We start from the raw sequence: 23,415 nt of genomic DNA, 5'->3' as shown, positions 1-23,415 counted from the left end.
TTTGTACATGAGATGCGGAGGCTTTCAGACGGGACTATTCGCGAAACGCTTGGTCTTTGACTTTGACGACGGGACGCAAAACGTAGTCCAGCACGGTTTTCTTGCCCGACAAAATATCCACTTCTGCGATCATGCCTGGGATGATTTCCACTTCTACACCATTGGCATCCAAAATCGAGTGTTTGGTCTGAATTTCGACGACAAAAACCTCTTCGTCATTTCGCTCGGACCGGGTGATGGTGTTGGCTCCAATCCGCGTGATCTGGCCATCCAATGCACCATAACGGGCAAAGTCGTAGGCCGTAATCTTTACTTTGACCGGCTGCCCTGCGCGCAGAAAGGCGATATCTTCCGGTTTTACATAGGCTTCGACCAGCAAGCGATCGTCGAGAGGGATAATCTCGATCAACTCTTCTCCGCTTCTGGCCAGCCCTCCGATCGTAGTACGGTAGATCCGATTAACCACGCCGCGCATTGGGGATTTGACTTGGGCACGTTCGGCACGATCCTTAAGGGCCGGTAAAAGAGGTTGTAGGGTCGCAAGTTCTGCCGTAGTGATCGCCAAATCGGTCAATGCTGCGCTTCGAAACCGGCTTTGCGCTGCTAAAATCCGATCGTCAATTTCATCCAGCCCGGTTTTCAAGCGATGCGTGATCGCAACAGCCCGTGTAAGCCGCCCCTCCCATTCGGCCTCATTTCGTCGCAACGTCAGCAGTGTCGTCGCGGGTTCCATGCGCTGTTCGACCAATGGTGTCATGATGGCGCGTTCCTCTGCCAGGATTTGCAAGGTTTCGTCGGCAGTTACCTGATCAACCAAGCTTTCCTCGTATTCCCGGTGACGTTGTTGTCGTTGTCGCTCCAGGATCGCGATCTCAGATCTCAACTCGGATTGCCGGGCGTCAAATAGGGCCGCTTCCGATCTGACGACTTCCGGCGCGCCTTCGACCAGCCTTGGCGCAAATCGCAATTCGGTTTCGTTTATTTCCGCCTGCAACCGGTGGACTCTGGCCATCAAGCCAAAAGCCCTTTGTTGTTCCTGATTGAGTTGGCTGTCTATTTGCGTGGTGTCGAACTCCATCAACAAAGTGCCCTCATCCACGATTTGGCCTTCTTTGACGTGCAGCGATCGCAATACGCCGGATTCTGTGGCGTCGATGAGTTGAACATTGGCTGATGGAACGATGCGCCCGTCCACGCGTGTGACGTCGTCCAACTCAGTAAAATACGCCCAGAACCCTACTGTCAGCAGGCAAGCCAGAATTGCAAACAACAACACAGAACCGCGCCAAGGAGATTGCCCCCTTATTTCATTGGCCAATGATGCAAAGTCAGGATGCTGCGACATTCAGATGCCTCCCATTGGGGCGTGGCTGCCGTGTCAAAATCGATTTTGGCCCATCTGCGGCAACCTGTCCGTTTTCGATCACGATAATCCGGTCAACAAGCGCCAGAAGGCTGGTGCGATGGGTCACGATAATCATCGTGTCGCGTTTGGTAGCGCTATACAGGCGCTTTATGACCTCAGCCTCGGTTTTCACATCCATCGCGCTCGTGGGTTCGTCCAGTAAAAGTACCGGAGGACGGCCAATCAAAGCCCGTGCCAAGGCAATGGCTTGGCGTTGCCCGCCGGACAATCCCTCGCCACGTTCGGCAAGAGGCTGGTCATAACCGCCAGGATGGTCGGCGATGAAATCTTCCACTCCGGCAACTTGCCCTGCGTCAATTAGGTCCTGATCTTGCGGCCTGATCGTGCCACTGGCAATGTTCTCACGGATCGTTCCCGAAAACAGCCATATGTCCTGAAGCACTGAACCAATGTTGCGCCGCAGGTCGCCTGGATCAATTTGTCGGATGTCTACACCATCCAGCATCACTGACCCTGCGCGGGGCTGGTAGAGACCCAGCAATAGCCGCGAGATAGTGCTTTTGCCCGACCCGATGGGGCCTAGAATTGCGACTTTTTCGCCAGTTTCAATTTCGAAGGACACATCGCTGAGGGTGTCACGGGTTTGACCAGGGTAAGAAAACGAGACGTTCTTAAATGCGATACGTCCTTCAATAGTGCCACGGGTGATCCATGTCCTCCCTTGGGGACGCTCGCTTTCTGCTTCCATCAGCGCGTTCAGATTGCGGTACGCGCTGCGCGCCTGATTTGCGCGTGTCAACGTTTGCGCGAGTTGCCCCAAAGGGCGAGAGCCCGACCGGTTAACATGACCGAGGCGACAAGGGCACCCATACTGGTCGCCCCTTCGGTGATCAGAAAGACACCATAGAACACGATCAAGACCTGGGCTGCTTGCTGAGTGAACCCTGTCAGGTTAAGAGCCAATTGAGTAATAGCTCGACTTTTTACACTGTGTGATGCCTGCCGTTCGACCGCACCTTCCCACCGGCAACGCATCTGATTGGCAGCGGCCGTCGTTTTGATGGTTTCAAGTCCCGAAACCGTTTCGACCAAAACGGATTGTTTGGATTGCCCTCCGGAAAAGTTTTGTTCGGCCAACCGGGACAAAAACGGTTGCACGGCCAGCCCCGAAAGCAACACGATTGGCACTGCCATGGCTGGTATTATGGCAAGAGGGCCACCAACAAGGTGGATGGTGAATACGAACAAAGCGACAAAAGGCAGATCAACGACAGCAACCAAGGTTGCCGAGGTGAAAAACTCGCGCAGCGTTTCAAACTCGCGAACTGTGCTGGCCATAGCGCCCGTCGATCCGGTTCTGGATTTCATCTGAATGTTGAGAAGGTGGTCGAAAATGCGTCGTCCCATCATCCTGTCCGATTTTTGACCTGCTCGGTCGATAAACCCGGCGCGCAACAGTTTCAGGAAGAAGTCGAATACCAGTGCTAGACCGACACCAAGGGTCAATGCGATCAGCGATTCAGTTGCTTCATTGGGTAGCACTCGATCATAGACCACCATGATAAAGACAGATGTGGAAAGCCCGAGCAAATTTGCCACCGCAGCCGCAAGCGCAACTTGCGCGTAGGACCAGCGGTTTGAACCAATGGCCGACCAAAACCAATGACCGGTCTCGGGTCTGAATGTCCTGTTGTGATCTTCGTTGTGCACGCGCCGAAACAATATCGCGTAGCCAGTGTAGATCGTTGCCAACTTAGCCCCTTCGATCTCGGTTATTTCGTTTCCCATCTTTGGGTCAAAAATCAGGAGATCGCCGTTTTCCGAAAAACCGTGAAAGACGACGGCGTGTTGATCTGTCAGAAGTAAAATTGCGGGCGTAAAACTACTGTCCAAATCCCCGAGCGCCCAACGCCCATAACCGGCTTGCAACCCAGCATTCTGAGCCACCTCGAGCAGGTCGTGAATGGTCAGCCCGCCGCCGTCTCCGGTTAGTGCGGCATTCAATGCAGCGCTTGTAAGTGGACGATCGAGATGAGCTGCAACATGCAAAAAACACGTTTCAAGCCCAGACGTTTTGGACGGCCCAATCAGAATTTGTTGTTGTGTCATTGTCTTGCCCCTGGGTCACGACCTCAAGGCCGAGAAGGTCCAAAATGTCACCTGTCAAACTGAGCGCAGCATAGTTCGTCAAAAAGAAATTCTGATCTGCCAGGATCAGCCTTTCCTGAGCGTTTACATAGTCACGTTGGGCGTCGAGAATTTCGATGAGACTACGCCGACCTATGGTGAATTGCGCCTGCGCTGCCTCCACGCTGTCTTCGTTTGCCTTCGCGGCGATCTTGGCAGCTTGCAGTCGCTTGGCGCCGGCTTGCTGGTCAGAGCGAATAAAGTCAAGCTCGCGCCGGATATCTCGTATCAGCGTCTCGCGCGCGAATTCGGCTTCGCTTACTCTGGCTTCAGCGGCAGAAATCGAAGCGCGGCGCTGGCCGGTGCTATCCAGCTCATAGTTCACGGACAGGTCAATTCCGAAATCTGTATCATCGTCATCGTCGCGGTCTGCAAAGGCAGCCAATTCAACGCCCGGACGACGGCGTGCCAAAGCCGCTGTCAAATCTGCCTTAGCGGCCAATAAGGCCGCGTCTGCTCGTCTGACCTGAGGGCTGTTCACTACAATTTCCGTGTCTGTTCGCGTCAGCTTCGGCGCCTTTGCCGGCTTCGATAGATCCCCGGCCTGTTGGCCGAAGATGTCGCGGAATTGCGCTTCGGCACGGTCGATTCTGGCGCGTGCATCTGCGAGGCGTGTCTGCGCATCCGCCATTCGAGATCGCGCCGCCATGACATCCGCCGTTGATCCGGCACCAAGAGAGGACCTTTCAGTGATCTGGTGCAGGATATCTTCGTGAACTTCGACGTTTCGAACTGAAATGTCGAAAATCTCACGACGGCTGAGAACCGAAACGTATGCTTCGATTGCTGCAAGAGCTATTGCGGACCCTGTTTGCAGTTGGTCTCCCCTGCTTTCAAGGACGCGCGCTTTTGCTGCGATTAGCTCACTGGAGGCGACCCCGCCATCATAGACGAGTTGGGAAATACGAACGTAGGGCGTGAAATTCGCAAGGTCGGAATCGGACCGTTGCGATCGAGCGCTGAGACCGAGATTTACTTGGGGAAGAAAAGCTCCACGTGCCGCTTCTTCGGTTGCGGTAGCTCTTTTATAGCGGCTTTCACTTTCCGCAAGGCTCGGGTTGTCCTCGACCGCCTGCTTAACGCGTTGCCCAAAAGACGTTCGAAGCAGGGTCAGTGAAGGAGCAGTGGCCCCGCGACCGACTGCACCAGCGGAAAGAGACGAGTCGACATAAGATAAATTCGGTCCGAAAGCGCAAGCGGTAAGCCAGCCTGAGAGGATGAAGTAAAGGACCAGTCTTCTAGGGGATAGCCGCATTTAATAACTACCGTTTTGTTGAATTTCGTTCCATTGGGCGAGGGCCATTGCGCCGAGGAAACCCGATAGATCTGAATTTTCGGTGTACGAGGTTTGGACTTGACAAGTTGTCAGATTTCGCTCGGCGCTTGCCAGCCAAGCGCAATGAGACAACGACACTTGATGGGCGTGAACCAGCCGCAGCGTTCCATCATTGATCAGCGCCAGTTTGTCTTTGTCGGTCAGGGCTGCCAGCTTTCCAGAATCTACGATAAGAATACCTTCGGGAAATTCGATTCCTTCGTGCATTCCGGCGGATTGCAGCAAGTCAAACGTATCCAATTTATTGCAAATCGCTGCGGTTTTCTGTTCGTTTTGAGCCCGCATTTTTAAGAAGCCAAAGACCTGGCGCAGTTCAGGCGTTAGATCACCGCTGGCATTGAAGAAGGGTTCTCCTTCCTGACCTACAAACCCCAGTGACTCGTCGACCAAAAGCCCCTCTGCGTTCAAGTCCTGCTTGGCTGGATCTTGACTGGCGCGCCAGCGAAAAGGAGGACAGCGCAAATCGGATGGAACATAGCCTGCCAACCATCGCCCATCATCTGAGACGAAAGGGGTGCGGGCGCCGCTTAGACTCAGCAAAGCAAAGGGGTGAATTTCAGTGCCCGCGCGCCGAAACACGATCGGAAAAGCCGCCGCAACCTGACGAATCTCTTTCTCGACGATCGGACATTCCGTGAGGTTTTGCGCAAAGCGAAAAGAGGTAAAACGTTTCCAGTATTTTCCTTGGTACCTCGAAAACGTCAGTGGAAACTGACCGTTCTGTGCCATATTCACCTCATGCGGATATAAGACACCGCCGATTTTCAAATTCGGCGGTGTCGTTGGATCAGGCGGATGCGCCAGTTGGGTCGGTGTGCAGGATATTGTCGGGGGACAAACCGCTTAGGTCGTCCAGCCCTGTGAATTCTGCAACTGTTTCAACCGATGCTGCATTTGGTGCGCTGTATTCGACATGGACCAACACGCTGTCATCGCCATCTGTGGCCATGACATAGATTTCGTCACCCGCTTGCAGATCGCTCAAACTCTCGACAGCGTTTTCAATTGTGCCTGCGCTCAAATCTACCAAAACGGTCGTAAGACCCACGAAACCAGTATTTGTGCCAACGGCGTCTCCCAGTTCCAGGGTTTCGAAATTAGTTCCGTCTCCCCGCAGTGTGGTACTGTCGAACCCATTGAACATAATCGCATCTGTGACCTCAGCCTTTGCGCCGAGCGTAAAGCCCGTAATGGTATCCACGCCGTTGGCTGCTGGCGTAGCTTCGAAGACCACGACATCCCGCCCTGCGTTCGATACGTCTATGGTGTCGTTTCCTCCGAAACCTTGCAGGAAATTGTCGACGGCGTTTGCGGTGAGCGTATCGTCTCCTCCACTGCCCAATTGGTAGACCGAAGGACCACCGTCGGGCGTGTCTATGGTCAGAATGATTGGTTTGGAAGGATCAACGACAGCCGCGGTAAATGTCACAACGGGTTGTGACAGGTCCGAATAGGTCGTTGCGACCCCCGCGATGTTGACAGCTGATGCTCCGACTGGATTGGTCAGGAAAAGCCCGAAATCACTGTTCTCGGAAATGGAGGTAGGGTTGATTGTGACAACGGCCGGATCAAATCCGATTTCTGCTGTGACGGCCAGCCCGCCCGAAATATCGCGGTTCAGGTCGGCGTGAATTTGGAATATCACTGAAGAACCATCGTTGCTGACTTCCGAGATTGTGTATGCGGCGGGTAAATACGCGGTTGTTGTATCCGTTGTAGGTGCGGGATCCGGCCCACCCGTAACTGTTGCCTGAACTTGAAAAGTGAGGTCGTCACCAGCGTTTAGACCAGCAAAGTCGCTTGAAGAGACCGGCAAAGACCATGTCCCGTCTGCGCCAACCGAGGCTGTCCCCACAGGTGTTCCGTTCAGGGTTACACTAACAGTCTGTCCAGCTGTAAGACCTATCGAACTTCCAGAGACTGTGAGTCCCGTACTCTGCGCGTCTGCGAGCAAGACCGCTCCGTTGGTACCCGTGGAATTCAAGGATAGTATCGGGCGGAAATCCGTCGTTATCGCTGCCGTCGCCGGTGTCGCCGGATTGCCTGCCAAATCAGCGACATTTGCGCTTATGGTGAAGGCTGTTGTGTCTGCCAGGCTGCCGAGATCTCCAGAAGAGATGGTCGCGCTCCAACTTCCCGAAGCAACCGTGGCGACATAGTCCTGACCGTTCAGAGAGACCGTAACAGTTTGCCCATCCTCAGCGGTCGTGGTGCCGGATACCGTCAGGTCCGAGCCCCTTTCCGCGATGTCCAGCGTAGATCCGACAGCTAATGGGTCAATCGCTATGACAGGCGCTGAAAAATCGGTATCGAAAGTGCTGATGTCGGATGCGGTATTGCCTGCCGTGTCGGAAACAGAGGCGGATACGGTGTAGGATTCCGTGTCTTGTAATTCAGTCAGGTCAGAAGGTGGCGCGGTAAACGACCAGCTTCCCGAATTCACAGTGGCGGTCCCTGCGACGTCTACGGTGCCATCCCCCCGGACAATTTGGACGGAAACGACAGCTCCGTCGCCCGCATCGGAGGTGCCGGAAACCACGAGGTTGGTACTAAGTTCTGCGAAGTTCAGAACAGGCCCGTCCGAAAGTGAAGTCACGTTGATTGAGGGTGCGGAAAAGTCGGTGTCAAAGCTGCTTGTGGCTCGTACAGCTGGGTTTCCGGCCTCGTCGGAAACATCAGCGGTGACGGCGATGGTTGCGCCGTCCGATAGGGCGGCTACGTCACTCGCAGGAGCAGTTGCTGTCCATGCGCCGCCAGATACCGTAGCGATGTAGGATTGGCCTCCGAGATTGACGGTGACCGTTTGCCCGTCTTCGGCGTTGGTGGTGCCAGTGATTGTCAGATCCGTACCCCTCTCGGATGCATTCATGACAGCGCCAGCCGAAAAACTGTCGATGCTAAGGGTCGGCGCGGTGACGTCCTTGACGATGGCCGTGCTGGCTTGCGGTGCTATCAATCCATCCGTGTCAGACACATCTGCTGTGATGGAAAATGTTTCGCCATCGGTCAATGCGCCGAGATCGGATGCAGGGATAGTAACGTTCCATACTCCACTTGTGACCGTACCTGTATAGGTCTGGCCGTCCAGTGTGACGGTTACGGTTTGACCATCCTGAACATTTGCCGTCGTCCCGGAAATTGTCAGGTCTGATGTCACTTCCGCCGTGTTCAGTGCGTCGCCAACGGGGAGGGTTGCGATCGAGATCGATGGCCCGGTCAAGTCGACCGGAATAGATGCGTTGACCAAGGTAGAAATGTTGCCAGCCGCATCTGCTACTGAAACGCCAATTGCGACAGGTGTGCCGGTCGACAGTCCGCTTAGGTCCGCGGCGGGGATTGTGACAGTCCAGTTTCCTCCGGATGCGGTGCCCGTGTAGACCTGCATATTGAAGTCAAGCGAGACTATTTCGCCATCGGCAGCCGTGGTCGTCCCGGTAATATTAAGGTCACTCCCTACGTCAATCAGGTCGATGGATCCGCCAGCTACCGGATTGAGGGTCAACGTGGGCGCGGTGAAATCCGTTTCAAAGCTGCCTGTTGCCTGTGGCGCAGGGTTGCCCGCAGCGTCTGTCACATCTGCTGTTACCGAAATAGTTGTTCCATCTGGCAAAGCTGACAGGTCTGCCGCTGGTATTGTCGCTGTCCATAGGCCTGCGTTCACCGTGGCTGAATAGACTTGTCCGTTGACGGACACCGTGATGGTTTGCCCGTTTTCAGCGTCCGAAGTTCCGGATACGGTAAGGTCGTTTCCTTGCTCAATGGCGTTCACAACCGCGCCGTGCGAGAAATCGGTTATTGCCAGCGTCGGAGCAATTGTATCGACATTGAAGGTCACGTTTTCGACCGCCAGTTCGTTCCCCTCGCCGTCAAGATGACGGATCGTAACGGTGTTGACACCTTGGGGAAGGTTTGCCGCTTGGTCGGGTGTCAGTGCAACGTTCCAGCTTCCGTCTGGTTCGGGCACCACCGATACGGAAACGGATCCGATCGACACTTCGATATCTGTTGTCCCATCGGGCGTGACCGAATTTAGTGCGGTGCTGCTCAGCGCGTTGGATTGGGCTCCTGCCAAATTCAGGTGGGGATATGTTGGTGCCGGAGCGGGATCATCGCCCCCGCCTCCGCCCCCGCCGCCTGCAGCAGCGGCCGCCCCGGCCAAACCAAGTCCACCTAGTGCGGCAGCGCCAACCCCACTGATGCCACTTGCGGCAGCCGCGCCGCCCGCTTCTGCGGCCAGGCTGAACTGCGCAATCTCAGCCACGATATCTTCCGCGATCATGATTGCACCACTATCGAGAATCTGGATGTTCTCTGACGCCACGATCATCGATTTCCCGTTCGCCAATTTAACCAGGACATCGCCATCTTTCAGCAGTTTGACCGATCTGACACCTGGGATGGTTTCGGCGAATTGAAAGGCGTAAAGCTCTTCGATCGTAGCTTGCCCCAGAGCAGGCAGCGCCATCAGCGTTGAGCCCAACCCACCTGCAAGACCCCGACCTGCCCAGCGGCGCATTTTGTCATCAAGCCAACGACGAATCTGCGCTTTGTCCTCGACCCCGGTCACGGGGTTGTTCGCGTGGCGATTGGAATCGTGGTCTTTGGTCATCTTACCCTCACATGTGGTGTCCGCGTCCGCCCAAGGGGTACAGCTCTTGTTCATCTGTCTTGCCCTCCAGTGACTCATGGGGTCGGACCAGAAAAAATTGAGTTAAACTGATGCCGAACTTCACGTTTTCACCACATTTGTGCTTTGGTTTCGGACCGGGCATCAGATCATCCTGTCATTGAAGCCAAGTGTGGCACGGGGTGATTTGACATGATGCTTCAGTTCGAAGGTGTGGTTGCAACGGGAAGCGTAGCGCTCGATTCAGGTATCAGCGACACGGCTTTAAAAACGTTTAACGGGGACACGTTTCTATACAGCGTGACGGGCCCTGGAGGCGGCATCACGGTTTGGAAGCTGCTAGAAGGCATTGTTCCGCAACAGCAAGACATTCAATATTACAGCGGGACGATTTCGCAACAAATAGGCAATAGTGCCGAGCTCGTGACGCTTGCCGGTAGTGACCAACTGATTCTGGATGTCGATTTGGCCACGGGATTGGTAGGATACACACTTAATCCAGATGGAACTGTCGGAACGTTACAGACTATCGACAGTCTGATCGGGGGCGGAGATGTTTCCGCGCTTGTGCAATACTCGGTTGAGACGGGTGGAGTGCTGGCCTTGGCCCATGAAGATACGGGTCAAATCTCGACCTATCTAGTGAATCCGGACGGAAGTCTGACGGTGTCGGGATCCATCGCCGGTCGCGCCGACTCGATGGAGGTCATTCAATTTGGCAGTGAGAATGTCGTGGTGGCCTCTGATGCAGAGACGGATTCCATCGCGATTTACACAGTGGATTCCGCCACGGGGGGACTGTCAGAAGTTGATAACAGCGATGCGCTGAACCAACTGGGCATTGCAGTGCCTACCGCGGTTGACGTGGTGCAAGCGTACGGTCAGTCATGGGTCGTCGTCGCCGGGGCGCAGAGCAATTCCATCAGCTTGATGAAGCTGGATGCCTCGGGTTCGCTTGTACCCACGGATCACGTGTTGGATTCGTTGCACACGCGGTTCGAAACCCTTCAGGACATGTCCGTCATCGAGGTGGACGGCCATGTGTTCTTAGTGGCTGGGGGAGGCGATGACGGGGTCACACTTTTCACGATGACACCGGGCGGGCAACTGGTTTACCTGGACAGTTTTGCCGACACGTTGGACACCGGACTACAGAATGTTGAGACGGTGATCACGGCTCATGTCGGGGATGAGTTGCAAATATTTGCCTCCTCACAACATGATGGTGGTCTGACGCAATTGACAGTCGACCTCTCTGATCTGGGGATCGTGCAGGAAGGGTTTGGCGCGATCACTGGCACAGATCAAAACGACATTCTTAACGGAGGTATTCTCGACACGAGTTTGTCGGGTGGGGTGGGAGATGACATCCTGATCGCCGGTGCCGGAGCCACAGAGATGACCGGTGGGGCCGGAGCGGATATTTTCGTCATGCAGCATGGCAGCGCCCCTGTGATCATTACTGATTTCGAGGCGGGTACAGACCGTCTGGACATGTTCGATTTCCCACTGCTGCGCACGCCGGATCAACTTACATTCACGGCTACAGGTCAGGGGGCCTTGATAGAGTTTCTGGACACTACGGTCGAACTCATATCCGCTGCGGGAGGTCCATTGTCCGAGCAACAGATATTCGGCGCGGGCTTTGGTGGCCCCGATCATATACCCGTGGACCTGGGGACTTTGGGGGGCCTGGACCCCGGTAGCTCGGATGGTGTTCTGGGCGATATCTCGATCGATTCCCAAACGCAGAATCCGGCTTTGGCGAATGCAGAAATCCAGTTAGCGCTCGAAGGCGGGGGCATTTTGACCGTGCGCGCGGACGAGAATGGTGTATTCGACTTTGACCTCCCTCCTGGGATGTTCTCGGGTGAGTTTGACGTGATCAAGGGCTATTCAACGGCAAGTGCCGATATCAATGCTCTAGACGCGCTTCAGGTTTTGAGTATTTCCGTCGGGCTTGAACCAACATGGGGACCGGCCTCGGCCGAGAATCTGATTGCGGCCGACATCACGCAAGACGGCACTGTAAATGCGTTGGACGCGCTGGCGATTTTGCAGGTTTCTGTTGGGCAATCTACCCCACATTCGCCGGAATGGGTGTTCTTGGACGATGATGCGGATCTCAGCGGCATCACGCCGAACAATGTGTCCTACGAAACAGGGGTCGATATCGTTGCCGTAGACAACGTGATCACCGCAGATATGACCACTATCCTGCTTGGCAATATTGAACAGGCCTAGCCGCTCTATTCCCGGAACGCCCTGTTGAAATAGTCCGACAATGGTTTGACCAGGTAGGACAGAGGCGTACGCTCATCTGTTTTAATCATGGTTTCGACGGGCATTCCGGGGAGCAGTTCCTGACCGTTCAGACGGCCAAGCTGTCCTTCATTTGGTACAACTTCGGCGCGATAAAAGGTCAGCCCGGTGTTGTCATCGGTAAAAGCATCAGCCGAAACGTTGATGACTTGCCCTTCGATTTCTGGTGTTTCACGCTGATTGAACGCGGTGAATCGCAGCAGGACAGGCTGTCCCACGTGCAGCTGATCGACATGAATGGCGTCCACGCGCGAGGCTACCAGCAAAGGTGTGTCCAAGGGCACCACATACATCATAGGCTCGGCGGGTTGGACCACGGATTGCAACGCGAAAACCTGACTGCCATAGACGACCCCTGTCACCGGTGCGCGAATATCCAGCCTTGACAGACGCACGGTCAGGGACAGGCGTCGCTCGGCCAGTTCAGCGATCTGTGCTTGAACATCGCGCAGGGTCGATATCGCCTCTTCTCGGCGGGCAGCTTTCAGCTCGACAATCTGGATCTCGGTTGCCGCGATCTGCCCGCGCAAACGGGCGATATTGGCCTCTAACCGGCCGATATCCCCGGTCAGGCTGGCCTCTTCCCGCAACAGCGCCGAGACCCTGCTGGCCTGTGTCAGGCCCCGATCGAACAAGCTCTGCTGATCTTCCAGCTCCTCCCGGATCAACTCGACTTGACGGCGCAGAGAGATAAGCTGAGCCTCCGTACCTTCAATCTCGCTTTCCGTCTGAATGCGTTGCTTCCCGAGCTGCTCGGCTTGTTGACTTAATGTGTCCAACCGGGCCTCGAACAAACGTTGCTGGCCGCCGACTAGTTCGGGTTCGATGGCCTCTTGCCGTTCCAATTCGTCCAGACGTGCGCGCAACTCCTGTGCCGGGATGCCGTCACGTTCCGCTTCCAGTCGGGCTTTGCGGGCCAAAAGCTCGAATAGTTGAGTTTCTACGATGATTTTCTCAGATTTCAGAAAAGTACCGTCCAACCGGATTAACAGATCGCCCTGCTGAACCTCGTCACCGTCGCGCACGAAAATCTCTCCGACCACGCCGCCGTCGGGGTGCTGAACGACCTGCCGGTTGCTTTGAACTTCGATCGTCCCCTGCGAAATGATAGCGCCTGCAAGTCGGGTTTGAACGGCCCAGTTCCCCAAACCGCCAACCAGAATGGCTAAGGCGACAAATCCCACCATCGCCGGAAATGTGATGCGCCAAACAGGACGAGTATCAGAGCTGCTTTTTTGCATCATTCCCCCGCCTGACTGAGGCCGCGTTTGATCGCACCCGCGTTTTGGACCGTGGCTCCCAGCACCTCGTCGCGAGCACCGGACTTGATGATCTGTCCACGTTCGACAACGATCAGGTTTTCACATTCCGAAATTGCCTGCGGACGATGCGTCATGATTATCGCGGATTTCCCAGCTGCCTTGAAGCCGCGCACTGCAGTGTTCAGTGCCTCTGTCCCATCGGCGTCCAAGGCCGAGTTCGGTTCGTCCAAAATCAAAAGTACCGGGTCTCCGTAGAGGGCGCGCGCCAGAGCGATCCGCTGTTTTTGACCACCTGAAAGCTGGCTATCGTTGCCTTCAAGAAACGTGTCATAGCCTTTTGGCAGCGTCAGGATCAGCTCATGCGCGTTCGCTTTTCGGGCAGCTTCAACCACGGCCTCGGCGTCCGGGTTTTCCGACATTCGTGCGATGTTTTCCGCAACAGTGCCATTGAACAGGGTCACGGTCTGCGGCAGATAGCCGATATGCTGGCCCAGATCGGTCGGGTCGTATTGATCCAACGTCGCACCGCCCAAGCGGATTTCGCCGACCGCCGGATGCCACAATCCCAGCAAGGCTTTGGCTAGTGTCGATTTGCCCGAACCACTGCGCCCGATCACGCCCAGAGCGCTGCCCGGTGCCAGGTTTAGGGAAATGTTGCGCAAAGTTGGTTTTTCCGCACCCGGTGGAATGACGGTTAGTCCCTTGGCCGTCAACCGGGCCTCGGGAACAGGCAGCTTGGTACGAGGCGTTTCAGGTGGAGTTGAATCCAGAAACTCGTTCAGAGACCCCCAGGCTGTTCGGGCACGTTCGATCATCGCCCATTGGCCAATCGTCTGCTCGATCGGAGCAAGCGCGCGACCCAGCAGAATAGAGCCAGCAATCATCGCGCCCGGTGTCAACTCGTTGCGCAGAACCAGCCAGGCTCCCAAGGCCAGCATAGCGGATTGCAGGAACAGTCGCAGTGATTTGGTCAGTGAGGTAAAACTGCCAGTCCAGTCGCTGGCTGCGATTGTCTGGTGCAATGCATTGGTGCGTTGTTTTTGCCAACGCTGAATGATGTCCTTCTGCATCCCTTGAGAGCGTACAATTTCCGCCGCTTGCCGCGCGTGTTCGGAAAAGGAATTCGCCTGTGCCGAAGCCGATTGCGCCGTGGCCACCTTGCGCCGTGTCAGCGCTTGGTTCAGCAATGCTATAGTCACCAGAAATGCTCCGCCGCCTACGGCAAGCCATCCCAGCATCGGGTGGAACAGGAAGATGGCAGCCATGAAAACCGGTGTCCACGGAATGTCCATCACAGCCAACAATACCGGCGATGAGCAGAGGTTTTGAATGGCTTCCAAATCCCGCAAACCTGTTGAAGGCGCAGCCCGGACCTGAGGATTCAAAGATCGTTGTAACGTCGCCTCGAACACACGTTCGTCCAGGGTTGACTGGAACCGGGCACCAAAACGGGCCACGATACGGCCCCTGGCATAGTCTAGCATTGCCATCAACCCGTACAAAAGCGCCACTAACAGGAAAAGAGCAGTCAATGTTTCGACCGCGCGCGACCCCAGAACGCGGTCGTAAACCTGCAGCATGAACAACGGTCCGGTCAGCATCAGCAGATTCACGAAGATGCTGAACAGGAAGGCGAGCGTCAGAAAGGCTGATCCCTGATTGCGAACTTTGCGCAACTCGTGTTGTGGAGGTTGAGAGAAACGGCTTGCTGGCTTCACGAATAGGACTTTCGACGACAATGCTGTTTTGACTCTAACGCACCACAAAGGCAGTTAAAATGCATGGGTTGCGAGATAGAGCGGAACACTGCCGCAAAAGCTACATCAAACACACAGTGATGGGAATGATCGGACCGCCGCGGATCAGACGCCGTTGCTCCCCTGACAATTCCGGAATTGCGGCGATAATGTCTCACGACGCCCTCGGGCCGTTTCGGCCAGTTGAATAGCGGTGCAATCGGCGTCTACGATGAATCGGAACAAATTGATTAGTTTTTAAGTTCCGGTATACGGAGATGAGAGAACTCGACTACACGTATCACTATGCGGGCCGGTCATCTCTGACCGGAATGTCATCTCAGCAGAAGCTGAGTCTGGTGGCTGATCAGTCCGATCCAGATGCTTCTCAGGATTTCCTGATCGCACACGCCAAACACCCTCTGATCACGGCTAGGTCTTTGCGCGCGGTTTCCGATATCGTCGGCAGCCGCTTTTACGTCCCACCCGCGATGCTGGCCCGGATTCTGCGCGAAGCGGACCCAGTGGTCACAGTAGGGCACGAAACCGTGCGGTTTGAGGGGTTTTCAGCTTGTTGCAGCACCTATGCCCGTCTGGACATAGATGAGGCCGCGCTAGACGCCGAACAGCGTCGCACAGGGACAACCAATGTGGATTTTGGCCCCAACTTGAGGGCTATGCTGGCCCAGGTTTCGCCCGACAGCCAGTTGCAGATCTCGATTGGGCCCAAAGCCGTGGCCCTGACACATGATGAAAACCGACTCGTCGAACGAAAAGTACCGCTTCCCTTGCGCTGGTTGAAGGGATTTGCCGAGGTGCAGAGCCATATGGCTGGTATGGTACCCGCTCTTTCATTGGCCCCGACACCAGCACAGAAATTTTTGCGCAGTTTGCCGCGATCGAAATCGGATCATCTGGTTTGGGTATCGGCTCAGGGGCAGCGGGTCAGAGCAACAACCCGAGCTTCGCTGGGTAGCGTGCCGTTGCGCGGTGGTCATCGGTTAAACGTGTTGCTGTCTCTGGCTCCCAAGGCGAAGACACTGCGAGTTTTTGTCAACGATGGTCTGAAAAGTTCAGCCTGGGTTTTGGATTTTGCTGGGCAGCGTTTGTGTCTGGTCTTGAATGCAGATCCTTGGCGCGGGTTTTCAGGCGACGGGCAGTTGCTCTCTGACCTCACGACCGAGGCCGAGAAAACGGCTGCAGTAACCGCGCAATTGAACTGGCAGGACCGGCTTGATCCCAATATCCTGGCACCCCTCATCAACGCCTCACCGCACGAGGTGCACATCGCGCTGTGCCAATTGGCTGCGTTGGGTCGTGTAGGTTATGATCTTTGGTCGCAAACCTGGTTTCACCGAGAACTCCCCTTTGGCTTCGAGCGCGTCAGATCTTTGAATCCAAGGCTGAAAGCCGCCGCAAACCTGGCGGACAACGGAGCGGTCGCATTGTCCCAAAACTATGCGGATGTGAAAAGTGGCGATGTTACGCATCGGGTTCGCTTTGCCGAGGACGGGCACAGCTGCACATGCCCGTGGTTTGCTGCCAATGGCCATACGCGTGGTCCCTGCAAACACATTTTAGCCGTCGAACTGATGATGGAGCGCCAAGCGTGACTGAACAGGAGTTTCTGACCCTGATTACAACGCGCACTGCGCGCTATGTTCTAAAGGCCCTCGCAAAGATGTCGGAGGCGGATCGAAGGCCATTTGCCCGGCATGCGCTGAAGACGCAAAAAGCTTATGAAAAGGTCTGGTGGGAAGCGCAGATGAAAGGCCAAAAGCCGCTCAAAGCATTTACCAAAGACGGCGAAGCATTGGGGATCGCCGTGATTGCCACCGCCAGACCCTCGGAATATGCCTGTGGGGATTGGCGTATCTTGCCGCAATCCCTTCCTTTGGACGAAGTGTTTGCGCAGCTTAAGCTCAGTTGGATCGACGCCTGGGCCGAGGCTGCGGTTGAAGACAATCCCCGCCTGATCGACGCGGTACATTTGTTGAACCGAAAAGGGTTGTGCTCAATCCCTCAGACGGACGCCTATATTCTTGGCTACTACGCCATTCAGGCGGGCGTTCCCGACAACGCGCGGGATCAGTTTTTGTCTCAGGATGTCTGGCGGTTCTTCGAGGTTGAAGGCGGTGGTGATCTCAGTCTTGCTGCGCATGACAAATATTCAGGACCCCGCGCAGGATGGGCGGATGTTTTGCGAGCTCTGAGCGAAATCGGTGACCTGGACCGACAGCGCTTGTTGGATAGCTCACTAGAGGCCCTGAAGCGGGATTTTGCGCAGTTTCGCGCGGGTTGGTACTCGCGGTTTCATACAGCGCTAGAACCGAGCGATGCTGAAATCGTTGAGCGCGTCGATCAGTACCTCGGCCTCCTCAATAGTGCGGTTCCCCCGACAGTGGCGATTGCGGTCAAGGCGCTGAAGCGCGCCGACAAATGTGGTGAACTTGATGCCAAAGCCCTGCTCGACGCGATTGAACCTGCTTTGCAAAGCCGCCAGAAATCGACGGCTTTGAATGCGTTAGGTCTATTGAAATCCTGCGCCAAACGCACTCCGGATAGGGTGGCCGAAATTGCCGAAACCGCCACCTCGTCTTTGATATCAGAGGTTGGGGATGTGCAAACGCGGGCGGTGGATCTGATAGAAAGCCTCGGTCAGATGCATAATGCCGGGGTTCAGACGGCGATGGCGGACTATCTGGATGTGGTGACGCCGACGGTCCGCGCGCGGCTTGCTGACACCGCACCTTTGGCCAAAGCGGAAATCACCGACTTTCCCGTTCCTAGACCTGAGCCGTTTGAGCCTGTTTCCTCCGTAGATGAGGCGGTTTCGGCATATCTGGCCCTCCTGGAGGATTGCCATGACCCCTTCCTGATCGAGCAGGCATTTGATGGAATAGCGCGGTTCGGAGCCGAGGCTGACCCGCTACTTGGCCCTCTAAAAAAGCGGGCAAATCAGATCAGAACGCGCGATCTCGAGGGCGGTTTTAGTCCGGGTAAGTATTTTCAGCGACCTATTTCGGTTGCGGGATTGAGCTGGGCCAACGGGTCCTATTTCGATGCCGAACTGCAACCCTATCTAGAGCCACGATATTCCGGTCACCAACCCTTGGGTATTTCGCCCCATAGTTTCGAAGGGATATTCGCGGCGCGCGCCAAAGAGCTGTTGTCTTTCGTTCAGGCGGGCCATTCGGTTCCGATGCTCTCGGCCCCTTCCGACAATCGCGGATGTGTTGACCCATTGCGTTTGATTGACAGGCTGGAACATTACCGTGGCCTGGGTGTTCGGCCGGGGGCCATGGATTTCAGGCTTGCGATCCTGCGGCTGGGGTCGGAAGGGCGCGAAAAGGCGTTGGCGGCTCTAAACCCGCGGACCGAAGCAGAGCGTGCGTTGGGATATGCCTTGGGCGGTGAGTTCAGGCCTGAAACAGATTGCCAACTCTGGGCTATGGCCTGGCAGGGGCGCCGACCGATTGAGGCCGACCCCAATATCCAGCGTTTGGTTGGGGGTATTATTCCCGGTCTGGGTACTCCTGCAGAGTATCGTTTCACGGCCAAAATCCGGCGTATCGACGAATATTTCTGGCCGCAGCCCAGCGTCTCTATTTTACCGAAAATGCCGGGTGATGTTGATCCGAGTTTGGGTTTTGTCCTGCCTGCGAAATTCGAACACAGCTATGGAAGCGATCCTGGTGCCAGCTGGCTGCTAGGACTGAACCCGTGGGCAGTATTGATGAACCCATCGCAGCCAGAGTTGTATTTCGTTGCCGGTATTTTCGATCTGGAACTGGATCAAAAGCTGACGCGGCACCATTGCCTGACCTATCTGGACCCGTTTTTTCGCCCCGGATTGCAGCCGGGTAAAATGGCCCATGCGATGTTGGCGTGGTATCTGGCAAGTGCGGATGAAGGTATCGGAATGACCACCAGTGACGCAATCGCAACCTTGATTGCGCAGGGCAGATTTCAATCCGAAGAATTTGCCGACGCCGCGCGCGAGTTGGTCTTTTTCGGAGCGCCCCTGCGGCGCTGGACCAAACGCATGGCGCAAGTCTCTGAGCTATCCAAAATGCACGCGCATGAGATTCAAAAAGCTTTGTCAGCGATGCTGTATGACTTGCCCGACACGCTTCCGCGCGATTTGGGCGGAATTCTGGAACTGCTCCATGAGCTTTGTGTGCTGTCAGGGTCTGGTTTGACAGCACCAAAGTCTACAGCAGCTTTGGCGGCGATCAAAGCTGGCGGAAAGACCGGTAAGTTTGCAAAGAAACTGTTGAAGCTTCATAGCCTATAGGGCCTTGAGCCCGTCAGGCCGCGGCGGAATTGACGAAGATCGAATAGACAGAGGTCGAGGCCGTGATGAACAGCATGTTCCCGCGCGTGCCCCCGAATGTTAGGTTCGCAACCGTTTCGGGCACTAGGATCTTACCCAGCAAATCTCCTGCCTTCGAAAAGACATGCACCCCGTCTGCTGCCGAGCACCAGATATTGTCGTAGCGATCCACCCGCAACCCATCCGGCAATCCGTTGTCGATGGTTGCAAACTCCTGACCGCCGCTCAGACTGCCATCCGTGTCTACGTCGAACGCTCGTAGCACTGAAGGAACTTCAGGGTCGTGGCTGCTGCCTGACTCCGCAATATAGAGCCGGTTTTCGTCGACCGAAAAGGCAAGTCCGTTGGGCTGAACGAAATCGGTGACAACCGCCGAAAGTGCCTGCCCATCCGGGCTGGCGCGATAGACAAAGCTGCCCTCTTGTTCCGGGGTGGCCTGATGCCCTTCCAGATCGGACAGAATGCCATAGGTCGGGTCCGTGAACCAGATGGACCCGTCCGAGCGAACCACCACGTCGTTAGGAGAATTCAGGCGCTTGCCCATGTAACTTTCGGCAATCACCTGCCGTGTGCCGTCATGTTCCGTGCGCACAACCGAGCGGCTTCCATGGTGGCAAGTAACAAGGCGACCGTTTGGATCGCGGGTGTTGCCATTAGAATATTCGGACTGCTGACGATACACACTTGCCCCACCACCTTCGGTCCATTGGTAGATGCGGGCATGGGGTATATCTGAAAACAGCAACAGGTTATGTGCGGGAAACCAGACCGGCCCTTCTGTCCAGCGGTGCCCCGATGAGAGGCGCGCAAGGCCCATATTGCTATGGATCAGATCGCGGAACTCGGGCCGGATGATGTCGTAGGTCTGCGAAAAAATCATACGTCATATCCTTTACGGCTGGCCAATGCGACGACTCCGACGATGACAAGCCCGGTCAAAATAAGCCGGACGCCAGCCCCCAAACCGTAGGAGTTCAGCATTGAGACGATGAGAAACATAAACAAAGCGGCGCCCCAGATACCGGGCACGTTGGAATTGCCGCCACCAATGGAAGATCCGCCGATCACGACGACCGCAATGGACATCAACATGTATTCAGTCCCCATATTCAGGTTTGCACCCCCCGAAAAGCTGGCCAGAAGAAACCCCGCCAGCGCAGCACAGACAGCCGAATTGACATAGACGCCAAAGCGGACCGCGTTGACAGGAACTCCGCTGAGTCGGGCAGCGCGCAGGTTCTGGCCGATGGCCGATATCCACCGTCCCGCGATCGACCGTTCCAAAAGTACCCAAGCGCAAATCGCCAGAAGGATACCGATCACGGCGACGTTGGGAATTCCAATCGCGCCACCGGTTGCGAAATCGGCCAGCGGCTCAGGCGGTTTGATACGCAGCCCTCGGTTCGACCAGATGGCCAGTGATTGATAGAGGAAAGAGGCAGACAGGGTCGCGATGATTGGTGGAATACGCAGCAACAGGATCAAGGCGAAATTCACCAGGCCGCAGCCAATGCCGACGCCGATTGCAACCAATAGACCGGGTATGATCAGCGCGGTTTCCGAGTCCATGAACTTCAGGGCCAGCGTCGCCGACAATGTCATTGATGCGGGGATCGAAAGGTCGACATTGCCGGGACCCAAGGTGATCACCAGCATCTGCCCGATCCCGACGATGGCGGAAAAAGCAGCAAATGTCAGGGCGGCATAGAACAGCGACCCAGCACCGGAACCGGCGATCAGACTGGTTGCCGCAAAAGTCAGGGCGGCGGCCACAAAGGCCCAGATCCAGGGTTTTGAGAACAAGATCCGTACAGGATTCACCGGCCCTTCGGTGGATGAGGTATTATCGGTCACGCCGCAGCCTCCTTCCGAACGAAGAGCAGCCGCACCGCCAGAACAAGGATCAGGATCGCCCCTTGCGCTCCGATCTGCCAGTCAGGCGACAGGCGCAAGAAGGACAGGAAACTGGCTGCAAGGGTCAGGGTAAGCGCGCCGATCACCGCCCCAAACGGAGAGATGCGTCCACCGACAAACTCGCCCCCGCCCAGAATGACACCGGCAATGGACAGCAGAGTGTATCGCAGCGCAATGTTGGCATCTGCCGCTGTTGTCAGACCGACAAGGCACATTCCGGCCAGAACGCCGAACAACCCGGCCAGCCCATAGGCGGACGCGCGCAGTTTGACCAGAGACCACCCTGCGCGCTCCATCGCGCGGTCATTGCCGCCGACCCCTTGCAGGATCACGCCGACCCAGGATCGTTTGATCAGCAGGTGTACCACCAACGCGATAACTAAAGGTGCGACCACAGCAATGGGGACCAGAGGTGTCTTGTAACTCATCAACGTCTTGAGCCATTCCGGCGATGCGCCACCGGGCGAAGGCAGGATCAAAACGGCCAGCCCGCCCCAGACAAAAGACATACCCAAAGTTACGACAATGGCAGGCAACCCTCGGAATTGGATCAGCGCGCCCAAACAAGCATAAGCCAGAATAGCCGTCGCCAGGATGGCATAGCCGATCAGTGGTGTGTCGTGAACGAACGTAGCAGTCACGCAGGCGCAGAAGCTGACAAATGTACCAATCGACAGGTCGATATCGTTGACCATGATGATCATCATCTGGGCGATGGTCGCTAAGGCGACCGGAATCGCCAGATTGAACAGCAGGTTCAGACCGAAATAACTCATCGCGCGCGGTTGCAGGTAGAAGACAGCTCCCAAAAGCACGGCCAGCGACAAAACGGGCAGGGCGAGACGCAGACGATCCCCGGTCATTCTGCGGCCTCCTGCATTTCGAATGAGGCGGCAAGAATGTTCTCTTCGGTGATGTCATCCCCGCTGAGTTCCGCTGCAATGTGTCCGGTGCGGAAGACAAACACTCGGTCGCATTCTAGAATCTCGTCCGTCTCGGTGGAGTACCACAAGAAACTGCGTCCCTTGGCGGCTTCGTCGCGGATCATTTGATAGACTTCCTTCTTGGTGCCCACATCGACACCGCGCATGGGGTCGTCCATCACCACAATCGGCGCGGATGAGGCCAAGGCCCGTGCGAACAAAACTTTTTGCTGGTTCCCCCCGGACAGAGACAGGATGGGGTTCGATACGTTGTCGGTGCGAATTCCAATCCTCTGTTTCCAGTTCTGAACCAGATCGGATTCCTTTCCGCGATCCACCAAAATTCGGCTGCTGAATTCGGACAGGGTGGTCAAAGACAAGTTTCTGAGGATCGACCAAAGCGGCATAACCCCGTCCCGGGTACGGTCACCCGCGACGAAGACCACCTCGGGATCTCCCGAGGATTTCCAGACCGATGAATGGTCGAAAAAGATCTGTGCGAGCGCCTCGGCCTGACCATGACCGGCCAGCCCGGCCAAGCCCACGATCTCGCCTTGACGGGCGTTCAGGCCATTCTCGGCGCGCACAACCTCGGCACCCAGCGTTTTGGTGGCGCGGGTTTCGCTGGTATCGGTGTCGTCTGGTGCCACGTGGCCCATAGCGTCCACAATGCTTTCGCGGGTGAAATTTCGGGCCGGTTGGTCATCCACGATCTGACCATCCTTCATGATCACGATCCGGGTCGACACATCGAAAATCTCACCCATCATGTGCGAGATGAACAGAACCGCGCCACCCTCGGTGCAAAAACGTTTGATATGATCCAGCAACTGCTGCGCGATGGCCGCATCAAGTGATGAGGTCGGCTCATCCAAAATAACAAGGCTGGGTTCGCTGTCGCGGTCTGCGAAGGCAATGGCAATTTCGACCATCTGGCGTTCGGCAATGGTCAGGTTGCCGACAGTGGCACTTGGTTTGATGCCGTGGCCGGGAAAAACCAGATCCAGCGCGTCCTGCATTTTCTGCCGCGCCACGCGTCGCCAATTCTTGCGTGGCATGGTGCGAAATGGAATGCGTAGGTTTTCCAGCACGGTCAGGTTCGGGCAAAGCGACAATTCCTGAAACACGCTGCGCACGCCGGATGCCTGCGCTTTTTGTCCATTGGTCAACGTGGCATCCCCGGCGCGGTAGGTCACAGCGCCCTGAGTGGGGGACAGCCGCCCGTTGATTACATTGGCCAGTGTCGACTTGCCCGCGCCATTGTGGCCGACCAATCCGATACACTCGCCCGCGGCAATTTCCAGCGTCGCTGCGCGCAACGCGTGAACGGGCCCAAAAGACATATGGGCCGCGTCCAGAGACAACCGGCGCAGAAACTGCGCCGGGTATCGTGTGTAAATCGCTCA

Annotated in this window: 15 protein-coding genes; 3 read left to right on the top strand and 12 right to left on the bottom strand. The window is 56.0% G+C overall.

Going from position 1 to position 23,415, the window contains the following annotated elements; genetic code table 11:
- Positions 1–34: 34 nt before the first annotated feature.
- The 6 genes from ACR3E7_RS22830 to ACR3E7_RS22805 are packed head-to-tail and all read right to left on the bottom strand — an operon-like array spanning position 35 to position 9,498.
- Positions 35–1,345, bottom strand: coding sequence for an HlyD family type I secretion periplasmic adaptor subunit (locus ACR3E7_RS22830; RefSeq protein ID WP_170773358.1), 1,311 nt, complete (start codon positions 1,343–1,345; stop codon positions 35–37).
- Positions 1,329–2,165: an ATP-binding cassette domain-containing protein gene (locus ACR3E7_RS22825; protein ID WP_480719559.1), complete on the bottom strand. Its 837-nt coding sequence runs from the start codon at positions 2,163–2,165 to the stop codon at positions 1,329–1,331. Before ACR3E7_RS22825 ends, ACR3E7_RS22830 begins: the two co-directional genes overlap by 17 nt.
- Positions 2,162–3,475 carry an ABC transporter transmembrane domain-containing protein gene (locus ACR3E7_RS22820; RefSeq protein WP_480719556.1) on the bottom strand — a complete coding sequence of 438 codons (1,314 nt, stop codon included), beginning with the start codon at positions 3,473–3,475 and terminating at the stop codon, positions 2,162–2,164. Before ACR3E7_RS22820 ends, ACR3E7_RS22825 begins: the two co-directional genes overlap by 4 nt.
- A complete protein-coding gene (locus tag ACR3E7_RS22815; protein ID WP_480719554.1) occupies positions 3,426–4,808 on the bottom strand; it encodes a TolC family protein in 1,383 nt (460 codons plus the stop codon). The genes ACR3E7_RS22820 and ACR3E7_RS22815 overlap by 50 nt, the downstream gene beginning before the upstream one ends.
- On the bottom strand, positions 4,809–5,618 hold the full coding sequence (locus tag ACR3E7_RS22810) for a SapC family protein (protein ID WP_480503726.1): 810 nt from the start codon (positions 5,616–5,618) through the stop codon (positions 4,809–4,811).
- 58 nt (positions 5,619–5,676) lie between these two features.
- Positions 5,677–9,498 (bottom strand): beta strand repeat-containing protein, encoded by a 3,822-nt coding sequence (locus ACR3E7_RS22805; RefSeq protein WP_480503727.1) that lies wholly within the window; start codon positions 9,496–9,498, stop codon positions 5,677–5,679.
- 210 nt (positions 9,499–9,708) lie between these two features.
- Here ACR3E7_RS22805 and ACR3E7_RS22800 point away from each other — a divergent pair, with 210 nt between their 5' ends.
- Complete coding sequence (locus ACR3E7_RS22800; RefSeq protein WP_480503728.1) at positions 9,709–11,760, top strand: hcalcium-binding protein; 2,052 nt, start codon at positions 9,709–9,711, stop codon at positions 11,758–11,760.
- A gap of 5 nt (positions 11,761–11,765) precedes the next feature.
- Here ACR3E7_RS22800 and ACR3E7_RS22795 read toward each other — a convergent pair whose 3' ends face one another.
- Positions 11,766–13,082: an HlyD family type I secretion periplasmic adaptor subunit gene (locus ACR3E7_RS22795; RefSeq protein WP_480503729.1), complete on the bottom strand. Its 1,317-nt coding sequence runs from the start codon at positions 13,080–13,082 to the stop codon at positions 11,766–11,768.
- Positions 13,079–14,818: a type I secretion system permease/ATPase gene (locus tag ACR3E7_RS22790; protein WP_480503730.1), complete on the bottom strand. Its 1,740-nt coding sequence runs from the start codon at positions 14,816–14,818 to the stop codon at positions 13,079–13,081. The genes ACR3E7_RS22795 and ACR3E7_RS22790 overlap by 4 nt, the downstream gene beginning before the upstream one ends.
- A 296-nt stretch (positions 14,819–15,114) precedes the next feature.
- Here ACR3E7_RS22790 and ACR3E7_RS22785 point away from each other — a divergent pair, with 296 nt between their 5' ends.
- A complete protein-coding gene (locus ACR3E7_RS22785) occupies positions 15,115–16,449 on the top strand; it encodes an SWIM zinc finger family protein (RefSeq protein ID WP_480503731.1) in 1,335 nt (444 codons plus the stop codon).
- Positions 16,446–19,133 carry a DUF6493 family protein gene (locus ACR3E7_RS22780; protein WP_480719552.1) on the top strand — a complete coding sequence of 896 codons (2,688 nt, stop codon included), beginning with the start codon at positions 16,446–16,448 and terminating at the stop codon, positions 19,131–19,133. The genes ACR3E7_RS22785 and ACR3E7_RS22780 overlap by 4 nt, the downstream gene beginning before the upstream one ends.
- A gap of 13 nt (positions 19,134–19,146) precedes the next feature.
- On the opposite strand, the gene ACR3E7_RS22775 is transcribed toward ACR3E7_RS22780, so the two are convergent.
- The 4 genes from ACR3E7_RS22775 to ACR3E7_RS22760 are packed head-to-tail and all read right to left on the bottom strand — an operon-like array spanning position 19,147 to position 23,352.
- A complete protein-coding gene (locus ACR3E7_RS22775) occupies positions 19,147–20,052 on the bottom strand; it encodes an SMP-30/gluconolactonase/LRE family protein (protein ID WP_170789952.1) in 906 nt (301 codons plus the stop codon).
- A complete protein-coding gene (locus ACR3E7_RS22770) occupies positions 20,049–21,026 on the bottom strand; it encodes an ABC transporter permease (RefSeq protein WP_480503733.1) in 978 nt (325 codons plus the stop codon). Before ACR3E7_RS22770 ends, ACR3E7_RS22775 begins: the two co-directional genes overlap by 4 nt.
- On the bottom strand, positions 21,023–21,949 hold the full coding sequence (locus tag ACR3E7_RS22765) for an ABC transporter permease (protein ID WP_170773368.1): 927 nt from the start codon (positions 21,947–21,949) through the stop codon (positions 21,023–21,025). Before ACR3E7_RS22765 ends, ACR3E7_RS22770 begins: the two co-directional genes overlap by 4 nt.
- Positions 21,946–23,352, bottom strand: a complete 1,407-nt coding sequence (locus ACR3E7_RS22760) for a sugar ABC transporter ATP-binding protein (protein WP_480719551.1) — start codon at positions 23,350–23,352, stop codon at positions 21,946–21,948. The genes ACR3E7_RS22765 and ACR3E7_RS22760 overlap by 4 nt, the downstream gene beginning before the upstream one ends.
- Positions 23,353–23,415 lie beyond the last annotated feature (63 nt).

The sequence above is a fragment of the Ruegeria sp. BK1 genome (assembly GCF_056535645.1).
The sequence above is the reverse complement of the archived record's forward strand: the minus strand, read 5'-3'. Positions and strand labels throughout refer to the sequence as shown.